Genomic DNA, 24,559 nt, shown 5'->3' on the forward strand with positions numbered 1-24,559 from the left:
TTCATGTCTCTACCAAGACTTCTATTATTCGTTACGCTTTGTTACGCCGAACGGCCAGCAGCACTTCACAGCCATCCCGGCTGAACTTGACCCGGTCCGTCAGGGAACGCATTAGATAAATGCCTCTGCCCCTCTCTTCTTCACGACCCGGCAAACCACTGCCCGCGGCAGGAATGCCGGCTCTTGCTGAGACTGCCTGTACTCCGCAGCGCTCACTGCGAATCCGGCATACGACCAGTGCCTCGGAAGAGGTGACCGTTACCGAGATATTGCCATCCGGTTGACCGTGGTCCACAGCATTGTTTAGTGCCTCATTCACTGCTACTTCCATGGCGATCCCTTCAACCGATGCATCAAGCAGCGCTGCCTGTATCGACATACGCAGGCCGGGGAGCTCCGAGTCAAGCGCTTCCCGGTTCAGAACCTGCTGCAGATGCACTTTTCTCTTTTTCCGCCCCTTGGCTGATCGGACAGTATCCTGTCCTATCTCCCCTTCAACGAGAGGCAGTTCGATATAGACAGCCGTACGGTCATCACGAAACCTGCTGCCGTTCTCCAGGTCTTCATACAGCCGCTCAACATCAGTCTCTCCCGACTCCAGCATAAACTCCCAGAGGCCATCGGTGCCCAGCATGTACCGGTCCCCGGCAGCAAGCCGGCGTGTCACGGTCTCGAACGGCACGTCTTCAAACAAGCCCAGCATCATGCCCGGTGAACGGAGCTGCTTCCATCCGGAATCCGGCGTATCGTGCCAGAAAATATGATTTCCTGCATGGACCATAGACAGCTCTCCGGCCGGCAGATCCAGCTCAAACACGAGAGCGGTGAAGTAATAATCTTCGGGCATATAATCCTTCGCAGCCTTGTTAACCCATCCGACCTTCTCGTCCAATCCGCCCGTCATGCCGGAAGCTTGGCCCATTAGCACCTTCACAGCGGAAGCCTGAAGGGCCGTCGCCACGCCGTGTCCCATTACATCAGCCACATAACCGAAGATACGCTCTTCATTTACCCAGAAGAAGTCAAACAAGTCCCCGCTCACAACTGCTGCCGCTACTGATTTCCCCTTAATCGTGACTCGTCCGTCCAGGAAGGGCTTCGGACACAGCTGCCTTTGCAGCCTGCCAGCGAGCGCCAGCTCCTCCTCCAGCTCCTGCTTCATTCGCCGCTGCACAGCAAGTGCTTCCCGCAGCTGGATCTCTGAAACGACCCAGGTTGCCAGCTGCTCAAGCAGCTTCTGTTCTTCGATAGAAAACGCGCGGGGCTGCTCGTCTATAATACAAATCGTACCCAGAATATGCCCTTCACCCGTTATCAGAGGCGCCCCGGCGTAGAAGCGGATGCCTCCCTGGACTGTCACCAGCCGGTTATGGGCGAAGCGTCCATCATCACGTGCATCTTCGACCACAACCGTCTGCCTGGAAGCAACCGCATATTGGCAGAAGGCAGCCTCCCGCTCAGTCTCCCGAAACGGCAGGCCTACACAGGATTTAAACCACTGGCGGTCCTTGTCAATTAGCGATACGAGGCAGATAGGGACCCGAAACGTTTGCGCTACACTGGATGTAATTCTGTCAAACGACTCTTCATCCTCAGAATCCAGAAGATGCAGTTTATGCAGCGCATGCAGCCGGTTGCTCTCTTCCTCTTTGCTGGCAAAAACAAGCTTGCCAAGCGGTGTAATTTTCTCCTCCATGCGCCCCCCACAGGTAAATCAGACCTATTATAAATAACGAATAGTGTATCAATAGTAATGGATTTGTCGTTTTATGTCTATCAATATTTAGCCAAAAAAGCTGCCTCGCCCTTGGTCTCGGGCTAAGCAGCCATGCCGTCAAATATAAGGCCTTCCTTCTTTGTCCAGCCACAAGCGGTAGCTCATATACCCCATCAGCATAGCCGTAATCGCTGCTGCCGAAGCCAGCACAAATACGATCAGGATCTGATAACGGACCGCTTCAATCGGTTCAGCTCCAGCCACAATCATGCCCGTCATCATGCCCGGCAGCTGCACAAGCCCGATCGTCTTCATGCTGTCGAAGGTTGGAATCATGCTGCTGCGGACCGCCCGCTTCACCGAAGGGGCCAGAGCCTGCCGGACCGTCGCTCCAAGAGCGAGATAGGCTTCCATCTCTCCCCTCGAAGATTCGGTCTCGCGTTTCATCTGATTGAGAAACAGCCCTGACACAACCATGGAGCTGCCAATGGTCATGCCGCTGACGGGGATAATAAACCTGGGGGTCGCTTCAATAATCCCAAGTCCCAGCAGGACAGCCATTGTCACACTTTCCGTACAAAGCAGTGCCAGCGCCACAGCAAGACGTATCCGGGGAACACGCTTGGCCCTGCCGCCGGCGTTCCAGGCCGCCACCGCGATCATAACCGTGATGATCAGCATAATGAGCAGCGGATGCCTGCTTCCAAACACGATATGAAGTATGTAGCCAACCAGAAGCAGCTGCAGCGCAGACCGGACAGTTCCCACCACAATTTCCTTCTCCAGTCCAAGCTTCTGCCGGATGGAGAGCAGCATCGTAATGCCGACGAACACAAGAGTCAGAGCCAGTGCGTAATCAGACATTCTTCGTCTCTCCTTCCCCTGCGTGCCGCTTCAGGAACTGCCTGGCGGCTTCCGTCTCCGGTGCCGCAAAGAAGCGGCCGGCATCCGCGGCTTCAAGCAGCTCGCCGCCTGCCATGAACCATACCACGCTGCACATCCGCTCGGCCTGTTCCATGTCATGGCTGATGAGCACCACAGCCGCCTTGCTCGTGTCCGCCCACTGGCGGACGCACAGTTCCGCTCCCTCTCTGCTGCCAGGATCAAGCGAAGCAGTGAATTCGTCCAGCAGCAAGACATCCGGCTGCAGCAGGAGTGAACGCACCAGCGCTACCCGCTGCTTCTCGCCTCCCGACAGACTGGAAGCTTCCTTCTTCCAATCCAGATCCCCAAGGCCAAGCTGGCCCATATATCCCTTGGCTGCCGGTGCATCGAACGGGAGGCTGTGAAGCCTGCTGACCGTCTGCAAGTTATCCTCCACTGTTCCCGGAAGCATGACAGGATGCTGGGCCGTGTAGCAGACCTTCTTCCGCCATTGCGCCGGCTTCCAATCCTTATCACTCACACCATCCAGAGACATATACCCTTCGTCCGGGCGCTCCAGTCTGGCCAGAATGCGCAGCAGCGTGCTCTTCCCCTGTCCCGAGGCTCCAATAACCGCGATTCTGTCTCCTTGCGCTACCTTGGAGGTTATAGGGCGGAACAGATATTCTTCCCTGTTGTCAAACTGCAGCTTGGCAAGCTGGTGCAGTTCAAGTAGCGGAGTCATCTGATCAAATCCTTTCCTGCAGCGTAAACCATCATCTCTTATTAAACAGGAACGGCCGCAGCTGGTGCAAGTTTACGGCTGTCCCGCAGATACCCGCTTCGGGATTGTAATCTCCACAGTTGTTCCTGCACCGAGCCGGCTGGTGATGTGCACGCCGTACTGCTGGCCGTAATGCAGCTTGATCCGCTGATCGACATTGCCAATCCCGTAGCCGATCGATACGTTCCCCGGCGGGCCCAGCAGCTGCCGCAGCGTATCCGGATGCATGCCAAGCCCGTCGTCGATCACCTGGAAGACGATCCGTTCCTCCATGGCGGCACCTGTTATCCGGATATTGATCCGGTCACCATACCATGCGTGCTCCAGAACATTTTCCACAAACGGCTGCAGGATAAGCTTGATGGTCTCATAGCCCATAATGTCCGGATCAATCTCATACCAGACGGTCATGCCGTCGCCAAACTTGGTCTTCTGTATGCTCATATACGCTTCAATCTGTTCGAGTTCATGCTTGATGGGAATCACCGTCCTGCCCTCGTTCAGAGACAGCCGGTAAAATTTCGCCAGATCGAGCACCATCCGGTGCAGTCTGTCCACCTCCCCAAACTTGGCAAGACGGCTGATGGAGGACAGCGTATTGTACAGAAAATGCGGATTAATCTGCGCCTGCAGCGACTCAAGCTCCGCTTCCTTCTTCCGGATATTCGACAAATAGACTTCCTCAATCAGCTCTTGTATGTTATGGCCCATATCATTCAAGGCCAGTGAGATGCGCGTAAATTCATCCCGGCCCTTAAACTGAATCCGCTTGTGAAAATCCCCCTCCCGGAATGCATCCAGCACAGCGACAATCTTAGACACCTTGCGGGCGAAGGAGCGGGATATGTAGAGTCCGGCCATCGCGAATATAAGATAACAGAGCAGGCCGATCAGAATCGTCCAGCCTGTAACCTGCCTAGTAGCTGCCTCCGTAATGTCGCCTGGCAAGAGTCCTATCAGCTTCCAGTTCAGCCGGTTCAGATTTTCTTCTACAACCATGTAATCGTCCAGGCTCCGCTGGTCCAGCGGCTGACCCGGCTGAAGAACCGTTCCGCCCGAAGAGGTCACAATGACTCCCTGCTCGTCCACAATCATCATGCTCGACCCCTCCGCAAGCCGGCCGGCCTCCAGACTTTCGAACAAGTCGCTGATCCGGGTCGTAATACGGAGAAAACCAATTTCCTTGAGCTCAAACGGATCATTCGGCTCAATGAGCCGGCGGAGCAGGGAAATTTGACCGAGCGCGGCATCTCGTTCCACCTGTCTCCATTCCATTGTGGCCCCATACTGCTCAGCCGGAAAAGTCTCGTACCAGGGTTTCCCATGGAGTCTATCGATATGGTAAAAGTCATAAACCGAGCCCATTCCGCTAAGCGCATTGCCGCCCGGGTAGGCGTGGTAGATCTCCGGAAGTGTCTCATTGTGCATGAAGACAGTCAAATGCATCTTGTTATGGGCCGCATCCAGTGTGCTCTGGATTCTCGGCAGCACATACTCTGTCATGGAAGCGTAGCTCTCATAACCGCCTTTGCTCTGCCGCAGATGCAGGGCCAGCCTCGTGTCAAAGTAAAGCATGCTTGAGACATTCGCTACATCGTCCATCCGGTAATTAATATTGTCCTTCACCTGGCTCAGCATGCTCCGGTAGTTCTCCCGGGCGTTCTCCTGTGCGGACTCCACGAAAATCATGTTCGCCATATAAGCTGCCAGCAGCACGGGAATAATAATAAACACACAATAGGTAATCATGAGCTTATGGCCAAAAGGGACATAATCACGTTTGCTCTTCGGTTTCATAGCTGTCCCCCTCATATCGTTCAGAACGTTAGGAGCGGCGGTATTCCATCGGTGTCATGCCATAGGTTTCCTTGAACTGCCTGCTGAAGTAGGGCAAATAACGATACCCGACCTGCTCAGCAATTTCATAGATTTTGAGATTCGTCTGGCGAAGGAGCTCACCTGCCCTCTCCATTCGGAGAGCAATCAGATATTCGCTGAAATTCTGTCCCGTCTCCTCCTTGAACAGCTGTCCCAGATAGTTGGGAGAGAACGAGAAATGCTCCGCCGCATCCTTCAGCGTGATGTTATCCGCAAGCCGTTCCCCTACATACCGCTGCACATCCTGTACCAGCTTCCAGTTCTTCTTCTGCTTCTTCTTATGGAGCAGCTCCGACAGCTCGTAAACCTGACGTCTCAGCCAGGACTGGATATCCTGGATGGTTTCGAATTGCATAATAATGTCCAGCTTGTTGAACTCAATACCGAGAAGCTGAAACAGATCTTCATTCATCGTATGCAGATACTGATCCAGCTTCATCAGGATGTTCAGAGTGAAGCTGCGGATCGTAAATCCCGTCTTCAGGCTGCGGGCAGCCTGAAACAAGGCTTCAATCTCATCATGAACCGCTACCAGCTCATATCTCGTCATAGCGGAGAAGAGCGCTTCCAGACGTTCATCCAGATGCCTGATATCTTCCTTCTCGGTCCGCCGCACATCTCCGATTTGGATCAGCTTCCCTTTGCCATGAAACATCTTATAATCGAGCGCTTCCACCGCCTGCCTGTATGAGCCCTGAACCTCTACCAGCCTGACACAGGGAGCGCCAAGGCCCGCTGTCATGGTGAAGGGGAAGGTCGCCCTGATAGAAGCGAGCAGTTCTTCGATGACCGGCACAGCGGTCTGCTCCTGCAGCAGCAGTGCAGCACGCTTGCGGCTCAGCCTGCAGACATAGTCGATTCCATGCTTCCTGCAAAGGGATGTGACCTGCTGCATCCAGTCGGTAACTGCCCTGTCCCCGCTATCGCTTGCCGGGATAAGCTTCCAGGCCAGGTCATCCATCTCCAGTACCGCTGCGCAAGCCGGCCATGCGAATGAGCCCAGCCCGTAATCCTGTTCAAGCTTAATACGCACGGTATCACTATAAATGCCTTCCAACAACTGCTCCAGGTATTCGTTCCTCATAAGCGGCTCCATCTGTGAATATGCGGCTTCCCTGCTGCGTTCTTCATCCAGATGTTTCCGAATCTGGCTAAGCGAATCGATCAGCTCCTGGTCATCCATCGGCTTTAGGACATAGTTCCACGCATTCAGCTTCAGTGCCTGCTTCGCATACTGGAAATCCTGATACCCGCTGACGAAAACCACTTTAATATCCTTGCGAATTTCCGCTGCCCGCTTCGCCAGCTCCAGACCGCTCATATTCGGCATCCGGATATCGGTGACAAGAATATCTACGGCCTGCTCCTCCAGTACCTTACAGGCAGCAAATCCATTGGTAACCCCCTCCACAACCTCCATACCCAGTTCCCCCCAGGGAATAAAGGTTTTCATTCCCTCCAGATCCAGCCGTTCGTCATCTGCAAGAAGCACCTTGTACATCGGCCGCACTCCCTTCCTATCCGATGAGTCCATATCAGTTTAGCAATTCGCAGTGTAAGCATACTGCGCAAAGAGGGTATACTTTGAAAGTATACCCTCTCATTCCTGCTGCATGTAGATGAATTGCTGCTCGATGCCGCTCAGGACGATCTATGAATTGCCTGCCATCTTGCTCAAATTCCCCTGCCACTTCTCGGTCTTGAACTTCAGAAGCTTGTCATAGCCTGCAGACTCGGCATCCTTCTGAGCCTGGTCAAGAATCGACAGAACCTCTTCGTCGCTCTTCGCGAACAATGCTTTCGCACGGGCTTCCAGGAAGATATCTTCGATGCGCTGGCGAATTATGCCTTCCTCGCTCTCAGGCATCGGGTCCAGGTTGATAAATTCGGTAGCATCGGACTGGGTCTTCCAAGTAATTTCATTCTGCCAGCGAGTAGACCAGTTGCGCTGTTCCTCAGGCAGCGTGCTTTCATATTTTGCTTTCGTGCCATCTACGAATACAGTATTGCCCAGCCAGTTCATGTTAATCGTTGTACCCTGCAGCTTCGCCAGCTCATCCGCTTCCGTTACATACTTCTCGGTGAACTTCGGCGTAAAGCCGTCTTCTTCAACACCATCCCAGTACAGTCCCGGTGGTCCCCACATCAGGACGCTCTGGCCTTCCGGACTGGTGTACCAATCCATAAAGGCGAAGATCGCTTCCGGATCTTTGGCTTTCTTCGTAATGACCATCACGTTCCAGCCAAGCTGCGTATAGGTGCCAGGGAAGATCTTGTTCTTATCCAGACCTTCCTTGTGGACCGGCCATATCATAAAGTACCCGGCGTCCTTATCCTTCGCTGTCAGCTCCGCGTGGGCCTGCATCGCCATATCAGTCGGGCTTGCCGCTGCGAACACGGCTACGTTGCCCGTCATTACCTTCTCCGTTACCTGGTCAAGGGTCTGGGTCATGGCATCCTGTGTAATCAGACGCTCGCGGAACAGCTTGGCCGTATACTGCATCGATTCGCGGAAAGCCGAATCCGTGAAGATGGAGGTCAGCTCACTGCCGTTAGGCACCGCACGCATTGGCGGGAACTTCTGGTTGTCTTCCTTGAAGGCAGAGTACAGAACATCCAGTCCCTGTCCATCCTTGGCCAGATGCGGCTCAAACGGCGTGACATTAGGATACTTGGCCTTTACCTGCTTCAGGTATTCGTACAGATCATCTGTAGTTTCGAGCTTCGGAGAGCCCAGCTCTTCATAGATCTTCTTGTTGACGACATAGCCGGCGTTTCCGTTCGGCTGGCTCGTATACCAGTTAGGGAACTGGTACAGCTTGCCGTCCTCTGAGCGCAGCATGTTAATACCTGCATCTCCTAGCCACTTTTTCAAATTCGGGTATTTATCCAGGTATTCATCATAGGACACCAGCATGCCTGCCTGGCGCAGTTTCTCTACATCCGAGCCGCGCTCCATCCAGATGACATCCGGAAGGTCGTTCGTTGCGATCATCGTGTTCAGCTTCTGTGCAGCGCTGCCGCCCGAATGAATCGCTTTGATATTAACCTGCTTGTTCTCCTTGATCCACTTCGATGATGCATCTTCGCCCCAAGGAGGCATCGTGTACCAGTCATAGTGGCCATAGAAGCTAAAATCAAGCGGCTGTGCTCCAAGCTCAAACTTCTGGCTGACAGTCTCACTGCCGCTGTTCGTGCTTCCGGTATTCTGAGGTGCATTGTTATTGCCGCCGGAACAGCCGGCGAGCAGCGATACCGCCATAACTGCGGACACGATGGGCGTGATAAACTTCTTTCTCATCTTCATACCGTAATACCCCTCTCTTATCGTTGAATCGAAAATGTTGGGATGAAGCAGACCTGCATCTATGGTCAAAGCTTGCGCTTAGAACCCGGTACTATTCCTTCAAGGAGCCGACAAGCACACCTTTTACGAAGTATTTCTGAACGAACGGATACACCATAATGATAGGCAGTGTAGCGACGACCATGGTCGCCATGGACAAAGACTTCGTCGTGACGCTGCGCATCTTGGCCATCTGGCCCTGAGCGGCTGAATCAAGCTGGGACATCTGCTCCGACATAATGTTCGAGTTCAATATCTGCTTAAGCATCGTCTGAATCGGCAGCAGCTGCTCATTGGTGATGTAGATGCTCGGCAGGAACCAGTCATTCCAGTGGTACACGGCGGTGAACAGCGCCAAGGTTGCCACGACCGGCCCCGACAGGGGCAGGACGATCCGGAAGAAAATCCCCCAGCTGCCGCAGCCGTCCATCTTCGCGGATTCCTCCAGACCTGCAGGCAGGCCGAGGAAGAAGGTGCGGAAGATAATCATATTCCATACGCTTACGAGCGACGGAATGACGAACACCCAGAAGGAGTTCATGAGACCCAGCTCACGAATCAGCAGGTAGGATGGAATCAGTCCGCCGCTGAAGTACATCGTGATGATGCAGAGCACCATGTAGAACTTGCGTCCCATCAGCTCCTTCTTCGAAATCCCGTATGCGAAGATCGCCGTAACCATGATGGACGCGAACGTTCCAACGACCGTTCTCAATACCGAGATGAAGAAGCTGTTCACAAGGCGCGAATCGTTAAGGACGACAGCGTAATTCTCGAAGGTGAATGATCTGGGCCAGAACGTGATGCCGCCCTGGGCGGTGTCCATGCCGCTGTTAAGTGAAATGACAACGGCATTCCAGAACGGGTAGAACGTTGTGAACGCCAGGAGAGCAAGCAGAATATAAATCGTTACGTGCATCACACGATCGCCGAAGCTTAATTTTAGCACGACCCGATCGCCTCCCTTAAGTGAAGTATAATGAACTCTACCACAGACTGTTGCCGGACCGGCGTGCGATATAGTTCGCCATTGTAAGCAGGCCTACACTGATCACGGCTTTAAACAAGCCGACTGCGGTGGCGTAGGAGTACCGGGAGTTCTGAATACCGACCCTGTAAACATACGTGTCTATGACATCCGAGACATCCCGCAGCACTGGATTGACACCAAGCAGGAGGATATCCTCGAACCCTGCGCTGAGCAGATTGCCGATCGCCAGAATCATGAAGATGATAACAACCGGCATAATCGACGGCAGCGTAATCAGGAACATTTGCTTGAATTTGCTGGCGCCATCCATCGAGGCAGCCTCATACAGATGAGGATCAATATTGGCGATCGCCGCCAGGTACACAATCGAACCGAAGCCGATTTCCTTCCAGACGCCGGTCGTCACCAGAATGCCCCAGAAGTATTCCGGTATCGAGAGAAAATTAATGGGTTCTTCAATTAAATTCAGCTTCTGTATCATGATGTTAACGCTTCCATTATCGGTCGAAAGCATGGACATGACGAAGCCCGCTACGATTACCCACGAGAGAAAGTGAGGCAGATAGCTGATCGTCTGGACAAACCGCTTGAACACCATGTTCCGGACTTCATTCAGCATCAGCGCCAGCAGGATCGGCGCCGGGAAGCCGATGAACAGCTTCAGTAAGCTGATTACAATCGTATTGCGCATTACGCGGACGAACTCCGGTGAATCGAAGAACATCTCGAAATGCTTGAGTCCTACCCATGGGCTCTCAAAGAAGCCGCGGAAGCCTCCAAGGAAGATATTGTAGTCCTGAAAACCCATGATCAAACCGTACATCGGAATGTAGCTGAACACCAGAATAAGCAGCATCGCCGGCAGAACCATGAGTTGAATGTCGAGCTGCTTCACAAACCGGACCAGACCGTTCCTGCCCGACCTATCCGGGTGCTTGCCGGGCTTTACCGGCTGCTGCTTGTTGCTTCCCTTCCCAAGCGGTAGTTGTGCCATAGGCGTTTCTCCTTTGCAGCTTGCTTCGTTCTTATGTTCTAATTGTACGGGAGGGACGACAGCGCGGATATCTGCCTGAGCAACGAAAAATGATACTAATCAACGAAGTTTGAAAGCGCATTCACAAATCAGCATGCGTTAAGCAGCTTGAATGCTATTCTTACGCATTCGTACATATGATTTACCTCAAAAAAACACGGCCGGTCAGGAACAGGTTCCCGGCCGGCCGTTGTCTTATTCAAGTTTAAGCATACTCAGCTTAATGCATCGCGGGACTTGGAGCCGTTACTTCCCCTTGCTCCTCCTGCGGTGCTGCCGCACGTCTGACGAAAAAGGAAAGGACAAGTGCACCGATTGCAAAGTAGAAGCCGACCTGGAACGAGCCTGTGACCCCCTCATTCAGCGCAGCTGCCATTTCCGGAGGGGTCGGTGCCAGTGGATTAACGCTCTCGGTCGCCAGATAATCATTCATTCCCGACTGCATCAGGCTGATGAAGAAGGCAACCCCGATTGCACCAGCTACCTGCTGCAGCGTGTTCATGATCGCCGTGCCGTGCGGATAATACCTGCGCGGGAGCTGATTCAGACCGTTGGTCTGCGTCGGCATCATGATCATCGAGAGCGCCACCATCATGACGCAGTGAAGCGCAATGAACGTTCCCTTCGACGTCGTCATGGATACCTGTGTGAACATCCACATCACGCCCGCCAGAATAGCCGCACCAGGCACAACGAGCGCCCGCGGGCCAAACTTGTCAAACAGCTTGCCTGTTACAGGAGACAGGAATCCGTTCAGAATACCGCCTGGAAGCATCAGCAGGCCGGAAGTAAAGGCCGTGAGCATCAGCCCTTGCTGGAACAGCATAGGCAGCAGAAGCATCGTGGAGAACAAGGTCATCATGACGATCATGATCAGCACCGTTGCCAGCGAGAACATCGGCGACTTAAACGCCCGCAGATCCAGCATCGGATTCTTGGAAGCAAGCTGCCGGATAACGAACAGTACCAGCGAGATTCCGCCGACAATCAGCGAGATATAGACCTCAGGACTGCTCCAGCCTCCGTGCCCTTCTCCCGCGCTGCTGAACCCGAACACAATTCCGCCAAAGCCGAGTGTCGATAAAATAATAGAGAGAATATCAACCTTTGGACGAGTCAGCACACTGACATTTTTCAAATAGATATAGGCAAAGATAAAGGCAAAGATGGCAAACGGCAGTACCAGATAGAACAGCCAGCGCCAATTCAACGTGTCCAGGATAAGTCCGGATAATGTAGGTCCAATCGCTGGAGCGAACATGATGACAAGCCCCATCGTTCCCATCGCGGCCCCCCGCTTCTCAGGCGGGTACAGTACCAGTATGGTATTCATCATCACAGGCAGCATAAGACCAGTTGCGCACGCCTGCAGCAGCCGCCCGACAAGCAGTACTTCGAAACCCGGTGCAATTGCGCATACCAGAGTGCCGAGTGAGAACAGGAACATGGCACCGAGAAACATCTGCCGGGTCGAGAACCATTGAACAAGCAGTGCCGTTACCGGGATCAGTACCCCGACCACCAGCATGTAACCGGTTGACAGCCACTGAATCGTCGTATAAGGAACATTAAGTTCCCTGGCCAGATCTGGAAAAGCAATATTCAACAGCGTCTCGTTCAGAATGGAGAAGAATGCGCCAATGATCAATGAGATCATAATGGGCAGCCTCTTAACATTAGCCAAATCCAGCTTCTGCGGGTTAAGGCCAGTACTTGCAGTATTCAAGTGTGGTTCCTCCTTAATATGTATCTTTCTAGACTCCGTGAATTACAGCGCCCGCACTCTCCTTGCGTTCGCCTATATGATTATAATTTAATAACTATTATGAATCAATACACAATTTGCTTATTGTTTATGCTACACTGGAGTTACGTGAATGCATAAGGATGGTGTAACCATTGCGAGATGAGCTCATTGAAGAACTGTCCCAACAATTTATGGTGCTGATGCCCCTTCTACAGAAGAAGATATTCGACCGGATACCTGAAGAAGACCTCCCTGCCCTCCATCTCACGCCGGCCAACGGCCGCCTGCTTATTATTCTTAGCGAGATGCGCAGAGCTACTGTATCTGATCTGTCCCAGCGAATCTCCATTTCCCGGCCGAACATGACCCCGCTGATAGACAAGCTGGTGCAGGAAGACCTCGCCTGCCGCAAGCCGTGCACCCAGGACCGCCGGGTAACCTATATTGAAATCACCCCCAAGGGAGACCAGATTTGCAGCATCTTCCACCGCGTAATTGCCGGAAGAGTTAAGGACATGCTTAACGGTCTTGAAGAGGAAGACCTTAATGATATGATTGTACACATGAACCGGATGAAGGAAATCCTTCTCAAGACTGGAACTTGAGTCATTCTTACGATGTATCATAGCCGCGATTGGCTGACAACTATACAAAATCGCCCCACAGGCGGGATGGTTACTTCCATCGTACGCCGTGGGGCGATTTTTTGCATTCATATAAACTTAACTTAATTCAACCTGTTCAGCGTATGAATACATATTTATCCTAAAGCCGGCTTCCCTGCCGGGTCATGCTCTTCCTTATCCTTTGGAGCTCCGGCTGTCGTCTCCGGCATCTTGTTGGAGGTCCGCAGAGGTATCTCCTCGAGGAAGACAACCAGTATGACCGCGACGACCAGCAGCGCTGTTCCAGCCAGAAATACAGTAGTCAGTGAAGCGCTGAGCGCGCTGCGCAGCGTCTCAAGAATTCCCGTAAAGATTGGCTGAATCTGCTCAGGAAGCGACTGGTGCAGCAGCTCAAGCTTCGGCTGATCCAGCAGCACAGTGGGATCCTGAAGCAACGACAGCTGCTTCGCCACCTCAGGGTCAAGCTTTGATAAGTCAGCAGATGCTTCGGCACCCGCCATCTTTTCCTTCATGTTGCTTGCCAGGCTCGTTGACATAATGGTACCCATAACCGAGATGCCAATTGTACCGCCAAGGTTACGGAACAGCTGGGACGAAGCCGTAGCCACACCAAGCTCTGTCGGCTTGACTGCGTTTTGTACGGTGAGACTGAATACCGGCATGCCAAGACCGAGGCCGAGACCAAAGACTACCATGGCAATGACCGCAACCCAAATGGTCGTCATATAGGCCATAATCAGCATGCCGGCAATCATCAGAAGGGTTCCCAGCAGCGCAAAGCGCTTGTACTTGCCGGTCTTCGTAATCAGGCGGCCTGTGACGGCACTGATAACAACCATACTAATGGACATCGGCATGGTGACATAACCGGAATAAGTAGGCGCAATGCCTTTCACCCCTTGAATGAAGAAAGGCAGATAAATCAGCGCCCCCATCATACCGGCGTTCATCAGGAAGCCGATCAGATTGGAGAGCGTCACAATCCGGTTGCGCAGAATCGGCAGCGGCAAGATCGGACTCTTAACCTTCGTCTCAACAACCAGGAAGATTACGGCACTGATAACCGATGCTGCGAACAGCAGCAGAATTTCCGGTGAGCCCCACTCGTAATCCTTGCCTGCCCAGGAGAAGGCGAGCAGCAGCGGGACAATCGCCAGCGTAATAAACAGCGATCCCAGGTAGTCAATCGACTCCGACTGCTTGCGCGGCACTTTCGGGAACAATGCCAAGATCATAATGAAGGCCACAACACCAAGCGGCAGGAAGATCCAGAATACCCATTCCCAGTCCATGTGGTCGACGATCCAGCCGCCGAGTGTAGGGCCGATGATGCTGGAGAAGCCGAATACCGCCATCATAATACCGGTCCATTTGCCTCGCTCACGAGGCGAATACAGATCGCCCACCGCGGTAAACGCCGAGGACATAATGATACCAGCGCCGACACCCTGTACGCCGCGGTACGTAATCAGCTCGAAAATATCCTCCGAGAAGCCGGTCATGAGCGCCCCGATCACGAACAGCACGATACCGCCCAGTATGAAAGGCTTACGCCCATATATGTCAGACAGCTTGCCAACCAGTACAGTTGCAATTGTAGAGGTCAGCATATAAATCGTGATAACCCAAGTGTAATAATCCATTCCGTTCAATGCCGAAATAATCCGCGGCATAGCGGTACTGACAATCGTCTGGTTAATCGCCGAGAAGAACATCGCGGCTATAATGGCCATCATGATGGTCAGCTTGCGTTTCTCTGATAAATGCTCCATAGCCGTTCTCTACTCCTTCTCTCCCAAGTTTCTTAATAAATTGTTATAAATCCGTTTCAAATGCTCAATATCCTCATCGGGAAAATCCCGGAACAGACTCCCCACCGTCTGAATCTGCTTATCCAGCAGCTCTTCGGCCCGCTCCTTGCCTTTCTCCGTAATTGCCAGATACGCTACACGCCGGTCCAGCTCACTCTTCTTCCTGACAACAAGACCGCTTGCAATCAGCTTATCAGCCATGCCGGTAACAGCACCCGGTGTTACCATTAATGCCTCAGCGATATCCATCGTCTTCTTCTGTCCCTCGGTCTTCAGCATCTGGAGCAGCCGGAATTGGGTAACCGTCATGTCATCCTCAATACCCTTTGCCCATTCTGACCGGAAACGCTTGATTACGGTCTTGAATAGAGCGGTAAGCTCCAGCAGCTGGTCTCTGTCGGCCACTATAAATCCCTTCTTTCTCATGCTGCATGTCTATTTACTTTAGCAGTAAACATTTTATCAATGAAATATAATATACGCCGATCATTTATTATTGTCAATACCTCATCAACTGTAACATCCCCTGCCAGTCTCCCTGTGTATACACGACAAAGAAGCCCGCAGCCGATACGGCTGTGGACTCGAAAAAATAATGAGCTGACATATCTTTGACTACTCTAATACTTCCTTCTTCTCATAATTACGGCCGCCCAGCACACAGCTGCCAGCACGACAGCAGCTGCCAGCATAGCGAATAGGCTGTACCCGCTGTTCTCATTACTCAAGTTCTGCGTACTCTTCTTCGTTACAGCGGGGTCTGCCTCTGCAAGAGAAGGGGCATATCCGTCTCCCAGATAGGCAAGCTCTTGACCGACGGATCCCATTGGTTTATTGCCGAAGCAGAGCCCGGTATGTAATCCGTTCGGTGTCTCCTCTGCAACAACCAGATAAGCTCCGCCTTCCTTAAAGCCATCATAACCACAGCTTGCCGAGCTTTGAGCCGTCTCGATGACCGCCTCAGCCGGCACGATTCCCTTCCATACCCTGGTAACATTCATCCTGATCGTCAGCGGGTCCGCGCTTGACTGAAACTTCCCTCTTGGCTTCGTAATTTCCACTACCGTACCTGCGAATACTTCGTCTTCACTCTGCATAATCTCGTCCATGGACCTTGGAGCAGGGCATGAACAAGCCTGTGCCTTCCGGTTGTCGGCAATAAGTGTGATACTAAGCAGCAGCAGTGCACATCCCAAGCACAGCATGAATTTATTCTTCACGGCCCGGTTCACCGCCTTTCATTATCAAGACGAGATGCAACTTCCAATTGTTGCATATTGGAATGCATAAACGGGAACAGCAAACAGCCTCCAAGCTAATCGCTTGCAGGCATTGCGGTCACTAACCATATCTTGTCGCTGATCCGTATCCGTTCTACCAGGACAATTCCAGGAACGTCAGGTCATCACTGTCCGGGCTGGCATAAGCTTCTCTTACAAGCTGCATCAATTCCTCGTCGCCCGGCGGACGCGTCCACTCATCGTAAGCATGCAGGCCGTCCGTATAGATTTGTATACGATTAATGGACGCCGCTCCCCGAGGCCTCAGGGTTGTCTTATAGACGAAGGGACCTTCACCCATGCTGCCTTTCAGGGTGGACCACCGGTTCCATTTGGAGAAATCGCCACTCAGCCGGTCAGATCTCTCCACCGCATCCTGCCACAGACGGATCTTCGTATCTCCCATCCAGGCTAGAACAAGCTCCAGGCCGCCATCCTCCTGATTGGAGGCTGTCCGTACCCTGCCGCAGACGAAGGTCGTTTCACTGCCAATCCGCCGCTTCTCCTCCAGCACTTCACGGAACAGGCCGCCGATGCTCGCAGGAAGCTCGTATCGGTTGATCATCTCGGTTGCAGGTGCAGTAATTTCCTTCATGACCTGCTGCAGCTCGCGCTGCATACCAGCGCCTTCCGTGCCGCTGCAGTCTGCCTTCTCCATGAAGGAAACAAGCTCCTCGCCCAGATATTTAGACGCGAGCTGCCCGCAGAACGACATGCTTACCCCGTCGCATATGGAGAAGGACAATTGGCCATCCTTGAAAAGGTAGGACAAGTAATCCTGGCCGGCCTCCCCATCAAGCTGGGTTTCCCTCGAACGCGCATAAGCATACCGCAGGCGCAGAGGGCCGAGTTCCCGGCTGGTTACCGGTATTTCAGTATGCTGGCTGGTATGAAACTTTTCCATGAAACGCATCCTCCCGCTTATCGGATCGGCGTGGCCGCCGACATCTGGAGACCAAGACCAACCAGCTCCGTACTTGTTCCCGGCAGCAGCATAACAGTGCCTCTCTCCAAGGAATAGGATGATTCCAGCACCATATCTCGATAGCTCTCCGGCAGAATCGATGACATATTGCGAAGCTTGCGCAGGAACTCATCCTGAAGGGGCGTATTCGGCATATAGCCTTTCCATCTCTTCGCATCCTTCAAGGTTTCGTCAGCTACCGTATCCGTAATGAATATATTCTCGATCAGGACATTGCCATCCGGAACGGCCATCTCCATGATCCGCCTTGCAATCGGTTCGGGATCTTCGCCGGTATGGGCGCCATCGGTCATATGACAGATCAGCGGTGCCGGACATTTATCCATTCCAGGAAGCTCCTCAAGCAATATCTGTTCAGCCCTTGCGAACGCCTTGGCTGTATCCGTGAACTTGAGGGGAACCAGCTCGGGCAGTGCGCCAGTCCTCGCCACTTCATCGATCGACTTCACTCCGCCCAGCATATCATACACTTCGTCACTGTAAGCCAGTATAGCGAGTCGGTACCGGCCGGCAATACGGCTCCCCTTCGTGGAGCGGAATACCATCTGCTTAATTGCAGTCAGCAAAGCTGTCCGGACGACATCAATACGCCGCTCGCCTTCCATCTCCATGCCCATGGACCCGCTGATATCAATCAGATATATAATCAGTGCGGGTGTTGACTGTGTCGCGAGCACAGTATACTGCCGCTCCCGCCGGGCTATATATGGATTCAGCGCTACAGTCGGATCTGCCTGCTGAATCGTTCTTGGCACTGGTGACTCATCGGGCTTCGCCAGTACAAAGCTATCCGGAACTGTTATTGCCTGAAGCGCCGCCTTGACATCCCTTGCCGACTTGTAACGGTCCTCGGGCTGATGCGCCAGAAGCTTGGCCAGAAGCTCCTTCAGCTCGCCTGGCAAGCCTTCCGGCAGCAGGGAGAACGATGCTTCCGATTGATAGTAGTGCCTGCCTCCAGTAAGAACATAGTAGAAGGTGGCACCAAGAGAATACAGATCGCTGCGTCCGTCAGTCTGCTTGTTCTCAAGCTGCTCCGGCGACGCAAATGCGACCGTGCCAAGTGCTACTGTATCTGTCATCTGGCCCTTCTTGAAGCTTCGGGCAATGCCAAAGTCAATCAGTTTAATATGCCCGTGCTCATCCACCATCACATTGGATGGCTTCAAATCACGGAAGATGACCGGCCTCTTCCGTTCATGCAGATAAGCCAGCACGTCACAAAGCTCAACCATATAATGAACCGCTTTGGCAAGCGTGAGCAGCGTGTCGCTGCTGCCTAGCATTTCGTGCAGGTTACGCCCCTGCACATGCTCCATGATCAGGTAGCAGTTTCCCCGCGCATCCGGCTCGAAGTAATCCACTACCTTCGGAATATAAGGATGAGACAGCTCGGTTAAAATGCGTGCTTCTTCAATGAAATTCTGCTCATCAGCCTCATAATGCGCCACTTCCTTGGCTGCCCAGGCCTTGTCCCCCAGCCTGCGGTCGCGCACAAGGTACACGGCCCCCATACCGCCCCTCGCAATTGTTGCTTCAACGACATAGCGTCCGCCCAACAGATGTCCGTTCTTCAGCATGTTGTCATCACCCTGCCTGCCCGCTGCCTTCTGCAACGCCAATCTTAATCATCAGATAAGGTAGCGACCGGTCACCCGAGAATACATGAAAGAATGGCGTCACTTGATGGAGCTGTCTATGTTCAGCTTCATCCAGCAGTATTTTATAAGCCGCTTCTGTGCTGGTTTCAAAATTAGTATGTACGCAGTAAGTCATCATGTCCTCAACTGCAAAATAACTATGAAACTGCATTCCCTCCGGCACCGCTACATCACTCTGTTCTACAGGCATGAAGAACTCCACACTCAACACTTCATCCATCGGAACATTAAGCAGGGAGTAGAAGAAAGGCCCCCTAATCGTTGCCTGCGTCCACATCACATCGCGCAAAAACCGGCGGATATAAGCGTCCATTTCCGAATAATGGAACCTGTGCACCTGCGATAAAACATTGGTATGCCGAATGGAGTCTCCCGTTAATACGGACATAGCGGTCACGCCTCCCCGGCAATTGGTGCATAGATATCAATCAGCCCGCTGCCATATACATCAAGATAAATATGGTAGTATGGCTCCTGCAGCGTTAATCCGTTCATTCCCGCACTCTGCCGCAGCAGCTCATAAGAAGGATCCAGCTCCTCTTCCAGATCGGCATGCCGGTATACTAGGCCATCCGGAATATGCAGCAGCTCGGTGAATCTGTACTTGTTATTCGGCGGCATACTCACCGGTGAATTCACCGGGATATGAAAGCTGTACTCCGCCTCCCCGCTGAGCGGATTTATATTGCCTATTTGATACAAGACCGGCCCGGTCCCATACAGCCCGTTCTGCAGTACGGCATTACGAAGCTCCTGAGCGACCTGGTGCCATTCATTCTCCCTGCAAGCGGCCGCCGTACTGATCACATTATGGAACACAAGCGGTTTGCGTTTAATTTTCATCTCTAAGCCCCTACCCTCAGTCATCATCTCGCTGAACGAATCTGCTATATTAGACGCACTGCCCGTCCTGCAAGTTGCGGGCACCTGTTGAAGATGCCCTATCGGAGCGTTCTCCTTGCCGGCTGCTCCTTCTTCATCATGAACGACGGAAATCTGCTTTTGCAATATGCAAACAGGACAAACTCCGGCCACGCAACCGCAATACTGTACTGCAGAACAGCTGCCAGCAGCAGCAGCATATAGGCATCAACAGGCTGGCCCGTAAGCAGGCTCAGGTCAGAGGAAGACCTTGCAATCAGCGCCCCGAATACGGAGACAGCAAATATTACCGGTATACTGACATAAACGAGCGATTGCCTGAAATTATACAGGCCTTGCCCGCCCTCGCGAAACGACCCGCTCCCCGCTCTCCTAATCCCCCGGAGCAATGAGAGAACGAAATACAGTATGCCGCCGGCGAGCAAGACTGCTCCCATATCAGACACATAGCCCGGCACATCGCGAACGCCACACAAGGCAAAAAATACGATATACATGTCCATAGATGCCTTGAAGGCCATAACATTCAACAGGACCGCCTGCAGCTTCTGATGCTTATACACCGTATCCCCAATACTGAAAAACAGCGATACAATGAACTGGATGACCAGTAAGCCCACAGCAGCTTGCACGGTCAGCATCAGTCCGCCGCCAACAGGCACGGGGCTGTTGTATACAGCCAATGCCGCAACACCTGTTGCCACCGCCCCCAGTATGAAGACCCCCCAGAAGAAGAAAGCGATTCGCTCGGGATGCAGACGGTCCCAGGCCGCCACCTTCAGCTTGACAACATCCTCTTCCTTCAGATGGTTCAGCATAGCGCCTCCTACCAAAAGATTTTGTCCAGCTTCTTCGTGATGCTGCCGGCAGCGTCGCCAATCTTGTCGACAGCCGCGTTAGCCGCATTCTTGGTGACGTCGACTACGCTTTGCGGCGGGTCACCAATCATCTTGGTATTAAGAACAAAGTTGATACCTGCGCCGGCCGCTGCTCCTACCACTGTACCTGCCGGCGGCAGAAAGAACGAGCCGATCACGGCACCGGCCGCCGCAGATCCGGCCGCTGTGCCGACATCCACTGCCGTATCCACAACAAACTCTTTCACCTTGCCCGGCTCAGCCCGCCACTCGCCGGTTTGCTGGACATAGAAATTATCCACCACATTATCGAAGACGGTCAACCCTATTCCGGCAACGCCCACTCCCTTGCCCACTCTGGTCATGGCCGATGCGTCCTTCCAGCCGGTGAAGCTTTCCCACACCTTCAAATTATCAATGAATGCCGCCTTGGTGGCGCTTCTCATCGCCTGACCCCGGGAATTTTTAACAGCCTCCACGTAGCGGCCGAGATCGCCTAGGCGTGTATTGGACAGCTTATTCGCATTGCTCCGGTAGTAGCCTCTCTTCGGATCATAGATCGGCACACCCTCTTTCGCAAGCCGCGTTAGGAACTCCCGGTTCCACTTGGCAGTTCCGCCCAGCGCCTCGCTCATCATTTTCCGGTACTTGAAGTAATCCTGGTTACTCGTAATCTTGGCCTTGGTCATGCGGACCGAAATGCTTCCGTCCGCGTTGCGGACAAACTTCAAGCCGAGGTCCTTGGCAAGCCTGAGCCGCTTGCCCGAATTAAGCGCATTCGAAGCATACAGAAGAAGGGCATTGCGGGCTGCGATAAACGGCCTTCTGTCACCGAGGAGCAGGGAGTATGCATGAATGCTCACATCCCACACGCTGCTCCCGCTGAGCAATCCGACATACTGTGCCTTGCGGCTGATGGATTGGTCGGCCTTTACATACCGGCTCACGGACTGATTCACAAAATCAGACAGCTCACTCAGCATCTTATTCAGATCGGAGGCCGTTCTGCTGGCCTGCACCAGCCGCCCGCCGATCCCTCTGCGCGCCTGTATTTGCCCGTCTACCCCCGATTTAACAGCGGAAATAACACCAGCGGCATTCGACATTATTGATGAAACACGGTTTAGCGCTGCCGTGCTGTCAAGCACAGTACCCGGTTGAATTGAAATCCGTGACATATCTCAGGCACCTCCTGATTTGCAAAATTCCGGCCCGGTACGATGACCTATTTCGCGGCACGGGCTTTTGCGGCGGATTTGGCCGCAGCTTCGGCAGCCGCCCGCGCCTCCGCCTCCCGCCGCAGTTCTTCTTCCCGGATCTCTTGTGCAGTCTGAACAATATCGCCCCCCAGACTGTTTAAGGCAGCAGCCAGCTGCGTAATTTCCCTGTGAATGGAGTCGATGGCCTGATTGATATAGGCCACCTCTTCCGCCTTCCATCCTTGGCCCAGCTGGGCTTTAAACTGGGCAAGGTTATTCAAGCTGGCGCTCAGCTCCGATGCCTGCTGTCTGAGCTGACCGGCCTGCGAGCTGGCAAGACCCACATTAATCCCCATCTAACGCACCCTCTTATGACGTGTTATGAACCCTATTGCTCCGCCTCTAAATACGGCTTAATTGACCTGCAACCTGGCGGTACTTGTCCGCATTGCTCTTAAGGCTCGACGCACACATCGGCGAACCGATGCCTTTAAACTCTGAGCCGACACTCTCGGCCAGCTGGTCAAGCTCACGGCTGACCGCGTGCAGCTGCCTGATGATATCGTTGATTTCCGCGCGTGTTCGGGACCTCTCCCGCCGCTCCGCTTCTTCTCTTTCCTTCTGCTTATCTACCTCGTTCATAGCTCATCCTCCCTCAAAAGGTTTGGGCTTTCCCGTTAATCTGCAATTCCGTTCGGTTAACGAGCTGGGCGCTGTTGTTCAGATAATCGATATTCTGCTGCAGCGAACGGCTGCTGGTTGTCAGGAGGTCTGCCCTCAACAGATGACCCCAGCTAAAAATACTGACTCTCCGGTATAGGCCGTCGATCCTGTCATTAATATCAGCGATTTGGTTGCGAATCGAGGACAGCCGTCCCGCATAATAGGTCAGCCTGGCGGGATTAACGGACAAGCAGGGTTCTATGGCCGGAGAGCCTCCGGCTCCGGAGAGCAGGTCACTGATCGTCTTCAACACGCCTTTGACTACAGCCGTCGCATCATCGAACCAGTTCTTCAGCTTCTCATGTATCCCCCTGGCCAGCTTCTCTACCCGGGCAATGAACGCCACCGTCTGGTCTTTGACGAAATTGGCCGCCGCGTACAGCTGTTCGGCTGCATAGCTGACAATGACCTTGACCGTGTCAACAAGCAGATAGAAGGCTTCTCTGGAGATTTGGGCCGCGATTTCAAGTCCCAGCGGATCGCTGAACAGCGTGCGGATCCGCTCGACCGTAAGGAGCTCTCCCCAATGGACAACGGTCATCCCGTTATTAATAGCCTGACGGCCGAGCCGGTTATGAGGCTTCTCACTGGCAAAATCACCGTTCTTATCAAAGGCTACGCTTCCCGGCGAATGCGGGTGGAAGGGATCAGCCTTAAAGTTCTTCGGATCAACAAATTTGGACGGGTCCTTTAATTCAATGACCTTATCCACATAATCGACATAGCCGAGCGCGTTGACGAAGTCGTATTCGTGAATAATGAACGTGTACCGGTCACCCCGTAGCGCGGCCTTCTGCTCATTCGTCAAATCATACCAATAGATCGGCTGGCCATTAATGCCGTAAGCATACACATCCTTATCCAGGTTGTTTAAGTAGACGCTGGTCATCAGGTTATTGCCCTTGGAATGCCCGATCATTGAGATCGACCCGCTCCTGCCGGCCGAGTGCTCCTCGAAGAATGCGTTCGCCTGCTTGAGCTGGGTTGAGTTTCCTGTAAACGATGAAGCGGCATTATCCGTCCAGTCTACCAGATGGTTCGGTTCACTCCCCCTGAACAGATAGCCCTGATTACCATCTGCATCCTGAAGCGCATAGCCGACGAAGCCGGTCTTGGAGGATTCGGTCGCATTTCCGATCGGATTGGTATTCTGGTAGCCTACAATACGAACATCCTCCAGCCTGCCGTCAAACTTTTCTGTCAGCTTCGTATACTGCACCTGCAGCGATTGAATACGTTCAGTCTGAGCCGGGTCATTATTTGACATCAGTGCCCTGTCCAGCGCCTCCCGGATGCTGTGCGAATTCCCCTGGGAATATGGTACGGAATGCTGCAGATCCACGTAGGAGAACTCGGCAAGAAAATATTTTTCCTCATCCGTCAGATCTTGAAGTTGAATGGACATTATCCCTGTTCACCACCCAAACGTTGTAAGAAGAAGGAAGCATCCTGGACGTCATCCCCGCGCTCAAACCAGGCCACAGAAACTTCAGGATCATCCAGCATGGACCAGCTGAAGTTGACCGTGTGGGCAATCCGGAGAAGCCGGTCAGCCTTCTCGTAATCCTCCTCGTCGATATAGGCCACTACGACTGTGAAGTCGCGGTCCGTCAGCTCCATCATATACCGGTAAAGACGATGCAGAAATTCGGACTCCGTACGGTTATCCCCTTTGCTGCCCTTAACACCTGTATAAAGATAGAGCATGGTAGGATGAGAGATGGCGGAGAGCGCTGTATCCGGGTCTGCATCAAGCAAGCTCTTGTCATCCAGAGTACCGGCAAAGCCAAGGCGGAATTTGACGGCTATATCGCGCTCATCCAGCTGCATCACTTCTGCTATGTGCTTATCCGTATAATGGACACTTAAGGAAGCTTCGAGATAGTTGTCCGTGTAGCTGTCTGTCTTGCCTTTTTTGTACACATAGAAAGGCAGCTCAGGCTGCCCTGCAGGGTGCACCATCATTTTGTCACTGCCGTACAGCTCGGGCATCAGCCCGCTCTCTTCAAAAGCCTCAGCTGTAAAAGAACCGCCGTACTTCGTCTGCACATAGTCCAGCATCTCAGCTGCCGTTTTCTTATCATTCTTCATACAACCGGTCACTCCCAGCAAGGTTATCAATAGGCATATAAGGAACATCCATCCCGGCCTTGCTCTTCCCATGCGCACATCCACTCC

Annotated in this window: 23 protein-coding genes and 1 pseudogene; 1 reads left to right on the forward strand and 23 read right to left on the reverse strand. The window is 53.0% G+C overall.

What is annotated here, in order from left to right; genetic code table 11:
* Nucleotides 1–31: 31 nt before the first annotated feature.
* The 9 genes from DNH61_RS16445 to DNH61_RS16485 form a co-directional block, all read right to left on the reverse strand.
* On the reverse strand, nt 32–1,696 hold the full coding sequence (locus tag DNH61_RS16445) for an ATP-binding SpoIIE family protein phosphatase (protein ID WP_111147780.1): 1,665 nt from the start codon (nt 1,694–1,696) through the stop codon (nt 32–34).
* A gap of 138 nt (nt 1,697–1,834) precedes the next feature.
* Complete coding sequence (locus DNH61_RS16450; protein ID WP_111147781.1) at nt 1,835–2,581, reverse strand: ABC transporter permease; 747 nt, start codon at nt 2,579–2,581, stop codon at nt 1,835–1,837.
* Nucleotides 2,574–3,326, reverse strand: a complete 753-nt coding sequence (locus DNH61_RS16455; protein WP_111147782.1) for an ABC transporter ATP-binding protein — start codon at nt 3,324–3,326, stop codon at nt 2,574–2,576. The genes DNH61_RS16450 and DNH61_RS16455 overlap by 8 nt, the downstream gene beginning before the upstream one ends.
* Nucleotides 3,327–3,398: 72 nt before the next feature.
* Nucleotides 3,399–5,162 (reverse strand): sensor histidine kinase, encoded by a 1,764-nt coding sequence (locus DNH61_RS16460; RefSeq protein ID WP_111147783.1) that lies wholly within the window; start codon nt 5,160–5,162, stop codon nt 3,399–3,401.
* 28 nt (nt 5,163–5,190) lie between these two features.
* Entirely contained in the window at nt 5,191–6,744 is a 1,554-nt protein-coding gene (locus DNH61_RS16465) for a response regulator (protein ID WP_111147784.1), read from the reverse strand.
* 150 nt (nt 6,745–6,894) lie between these two features.
* Nucleotides 6,895–8,550: an extracellular solute-binding protein gene (locus DNH61_RS16470; RefSeq protein ID WP_111147785.1), complete on the reverse strand. Its 1,656-nt coding sequence runs from the start codon at nt 8,548–8,550 to the stop codon at nt 6,895–6,897.
* 91 nt (nt 8,551–8,641) lie between these two features.
* Nucleotides 8,642–9,538, reverse strand: a complete 897-nt coding sequence (locus tag DNH61_RS16475; protein ID WP_111147786.1) for a carbohydrate ABC transporter permease — start codon at nt 9,536–9,538, stop codon at nt 8,642–8,644.
* Between the two features lie 37 nt (nt 9,539–9,575).
* On the reverse strand, nt 9,576–10,574 hold the full coding sequence (locus DNH61_RS16480; protein WP_111147787.1) for an ABC transporter permease: 999 nt from the start codon (nt 10,572–10,574) through the stop codon (nt 9,576–9,578).
* 259 nt (nt 10,575–10,833) lie between these two features.
* Nucleotides 10,834–12,270, reverse strand: a complete 1,437-nt coding sequence (locus DNH61_RS16485; RefSeq protein WP_111147971.1) for an MDR family MFS transporter — start codon at nt 12,268–12,270, stop codon at nt 10,834–10,836.
* Nucleotides 12,271–12,512: 242 nt separating this feature from the next.
* Between DNH61_RS16485 and DNH61_RS16490 the strand changes: the two genes are divergently transcribed.
* Nucleotides 12,513–12,965 (forward strand): MarR family winged helix-turn-helix transcriptional regulator, encoded by a 453-nt coding sequence (locus tag DNH61_RS16490; protein ID WP_111147788.1) that lies wholly within the window; start codon nt 12,513–12,515, stop codon nt 12,963–12,965.
* A gap of 155 nt (nt 12,966–13,120) precedes the next feature.
* On the opposite strand, the gene DNH61_RS16495 is transcribed toward DNH61_RS16490, so the two are convergent.
* The 14 genes and pseudogenes from DNH61_RS16495 to DNH61_RS16555 all read right to left on the reverse strand — a co-directional run bounded on the left by DNH61_RS16495 (nt 13,121) and on the right by DNH61_RS16555 (nt 24,472).
* Entirely contained in the window at nt 13,121–14,758 is a 1,638-nt protein-coding gene (locus DNH61_RS16495) for an MDR family MFS transporter (protein WP_111147789.1), read from the reverse strand.
* 9 nt (nt 14,759–14,767) lie between these two features.
* The gene (locus DNH61_RS16500) at nt 14,768–15,202 is read right to left on the reverse strand and encodes a MarR family winged helix-turn-helix transcriptional regulator (protein ID WP_181438748.1); all 435 of its coding nucleotides are present in this window, start codon (nt 15,200–15,202) and stop codon (nt 14,768–14,770) included.
* 215 nt (nt 15,203–15,417) lie between these two features.
* Complete coding sequence (locus tag DNH61_RS16505; protein ID WP_111147791.1) at nt 15,418–16,017, reverse strand: hypothetical protein; 600 nt, start codon at nt 16,015–16,017, stop codon at nt 15,418–15,420.
* Between the two features lie 154 nt (nt 16,018–16,171).
* On the reverse strand, nt 16,172–16,981 hold the full coding sequence (locus DNH61_RS16510; RefSeq protein ID WP_111147792.1) for a hypothetical protein: 810 nt from the start codon (nt 16,979–16,981) through the stop codon (nt 16,172–16,174).
* A 17-nt stretch (nt 16,982–16,998) separates the two neighbouring features.
* A complete protein-coding gene (locus tag DNH61_RS26805) occupies nt 16,999–17,691 on the reverse strand; it encodes a vWA domain-containing protein (protein WP_425452269.1) in 693 nt (230 codons plus the stop codon).
* Between the two features lie 222 nt (nt 17,692–17,913).
* Nucleotides 17,914–18,639: pseudogene (locus DNH61_RS26810) on the reverse strand (serine/threonine protein kinase); the annotation flags it as partial.
* Nucleotides 18,640–18,646: 7 nt separating this feature from the next.
* The gene (locus DNH61_RS16520; protein WP_111147794.1) at nt 18,647–19,108 is read right to left on the reverse strand and encodes a DUF5085 family protein; all 462 of its coding nucleotides are present in this window, start codon (nt 19,106–19,108) and stop codon (nt 18,647–18,649) included.
* Between the two features lie 5 nt (nt 19,109–19,113).
* Entirely contained in the window at nt 19,114–19,563 is a 450-nt protein-coding gene (locus tag DNH61_RS16525) for a DUF5085 family protein (RefSeq protein ID WP_111147795.1), read from the reverse strand.
* Nucleotides 19,564–19,661: 98 nt separating this feature from the next.
* Nucleotides 19,662–20,420 (reverse strand): hypothetical protein, encoded by a 759-nt coding sequence (locus DNH61_RS16530; protein ID WP_111147796.1) that lies wholly within the window; start codon nt 20,418–20,420, stop codon nt 19,662–19,664.
* An 8-nt stretch (nt 20,421–20,428) separates the two neighbouring features.
* The gene (locus DNH61_RS16535) at nt 20,429–21,637 is read right to left on the reverse strand and encodes a hypothetical protein (protein WP_111147797.1); all 1,209 of its coding nucleotides are present in this window, start codon (nt 21,635–21,637) and stop codon (nt 20,429–20,431) included.
* Nucleotides 21,638–21,684: 47 nt separating this feature from the next.
* A complete protein-coding gene (locus DNH61_RS16540) occupies nt 21,685–22,014 on the reverse strand; it encodes a WXG100 family type VII secretion target (protein WP_111147798.1) in 330 nt (109 codons plus the stop codon).
* A 46-nt stretch (nt 22,015–22,060) separates the two neighbouring features.
* Nucleotides 22,061–22,300 carry a hypothetical protein gene (locus DNH61_RS16545; RefSeq protein ID WP_111147799.1) on the reverse strand — a complete coding sequence of 80 codons (240 nt, stop codon included), beginning with the start codon at nt 22,298–22,300 and terminating at the stop codon, nt 22,061–22,063.
* Nucleotides 22,301–22,313: 13 nt separating this feature from the next.
* On the reverse strand, nt 22,314–23,786 hold the full coding sequence (locus DNH61_RS16550; RefSeq protein WP_111147800.1) for a DUF6792 domain-containing protein: 1,473 nt from the start codon (nt 23,784–23,786) through the stop codon (nt 22,314–22,316).
* A complete protein-coding gene (locus DNH61_RS16555) occupies nt 23,786–24,472 on the reverse strand; it encodes a hypothetical protein (protein WP_111147801.1) in 687 nt (228 codons plus the stop codon). The genes DNH61_RS16550 and DNH61_RS16555 overlap by 1 nt, the downstream gene beginning before the upstream one ends.
* Nucleotides 24,473–24,559: the final 87 nt, after the last annotated feature.

This window comes from Paenibacillus sambharensis (genome assembly GCF_003233845.1).
Taxonomy (GTDB): domain Bacteria; phylum Bacillota; class Bacilli; order Paenibacillales; family Paenibacillaceae; genus Paenibacillus_I; species Paenibacillus_I sambharensis.

Coding starts and splice junctions, on each gene's coding strand:
- DNH61_RS16450 (WP_111147781.1), bottom strand. CDS start 2,581: ATGTCTGATTACGCACTGGCTCTGACTCTTGTGTTCGTCGGCATTACG.
- DNH61_RS16445 (WP_111147780.1), bottom strand. CDS start 1,696: ATGGAGGAGAAAATTACACCGCTTGGCAAGCTTGTTTTTGCCAGCAAA.
- DNH61_RS16540 (WP_111147798.1), bottom strand. CDS start 22,014: ATGGGGATTAATGTGGGTCTTGCCAGCTCGCAGGCCGGTCAGCTCAGA.
- DNH61_RS16465 (WP_111147784.1), bottom strand. CDS start 6,744: ATGTACAAGGTGCTTCTTGCAGATGACGAACGGCTGGATCTGGAGGGA.
- DNH61_RS16470 (WP_111147785.1), bottom strand. CDS start 8,550: ATGAAGATGAGAAAGAAGTTTATCACGCCCATCGTGTCCGCAGTTATG.
- DNH61_RS16510 (WP_111147792.1), bottom strand. CDS start 16,981: ATGGAAAAGTTTCATACCAGCCAGCATACTGAAATACCGGTAACCAGC.
- DNH61_RS16495 (WP_111147789.1), bottom strand. CDS start 14,758: ATGGAGCATTTATCAGAGAAACGCAAGCTGACCATCATGATGGCCATT.
- DNH61_RS16480 (WP_111147787.1), bottom strand. CDS start 10,574: ATGGCACAACTACCGCTTGGGAAGGGAAGCAACAAGCAGCAGCCGGTA.
- DNH61_RS16485 (WP_111147971.1), bottom strand. CDS start 12,270: ATGATCTCATTGATCATTGGCGCATTCTTCTCCATTCTGAACGAGACG.
- DNH61_RS16530 (WP_111147796.1), bottom strand. CDS start 20,420: ATGCTGAACCATCTGAAGGAAGAGGATGTTGTCAAGCTGAAGGTGGCG.
- DNH61_RS16525 (WP_111147795.1), bottom strand. CDS start 19,563: ATGAAAATTAAACGCAAACCGCTTGTGTTCCATAATGTGATCAGTACG.
- DNH61_RS16545 (WP_111147799.1), bottom strand. CDS start 22,300: ATGAACGAGGTAGATAAGCAGAAGGAAAGAGAAGAAGCGGAGCGGCGG.
- DNH61_RS16535 (WP_111147797.1), bottom strand. CDS start 21,637: ATGTCACGGATTTCAATTCAACCGGGTACTGTGCTTGACAGCACGGCA.
- DNH61_RS16555 (WP_111147801.1), bottom strand. CDS start 24,472: ATGAAGAATGATAAGAAAACGGCAGCTGAGATGCTGGACTATGTGCAG.
- DNH61_RS16460 (WP_111147783.1), bottom strand. CDS start 5,162: ATGAAACCGAAGAGCAAACGTGATTATGTCCCTTTTGGCCATAAGCTC.
- DNH61_RS16550 (WP_111147800.1), bottom strand. CDS start 23,786: ATGTCCATTCAACTTCAAGATCTGACGGATGAGGAAAAATATTTTCTT.
- DNH61_RS16520 (WP_111147794.1), bottom strand. CDS start 19,108: ATGTCCGTATTAACGGGAGACTCCATTCGGCATACCAATGTTTTATCG.
- DNH61_RS16455 (WP_111147782.1), bottom strand. CDS start 3,326: ATGACTCCGCTACTTGAACTGCACCAGCTTGCCAAGCTGCAGTTTGAC.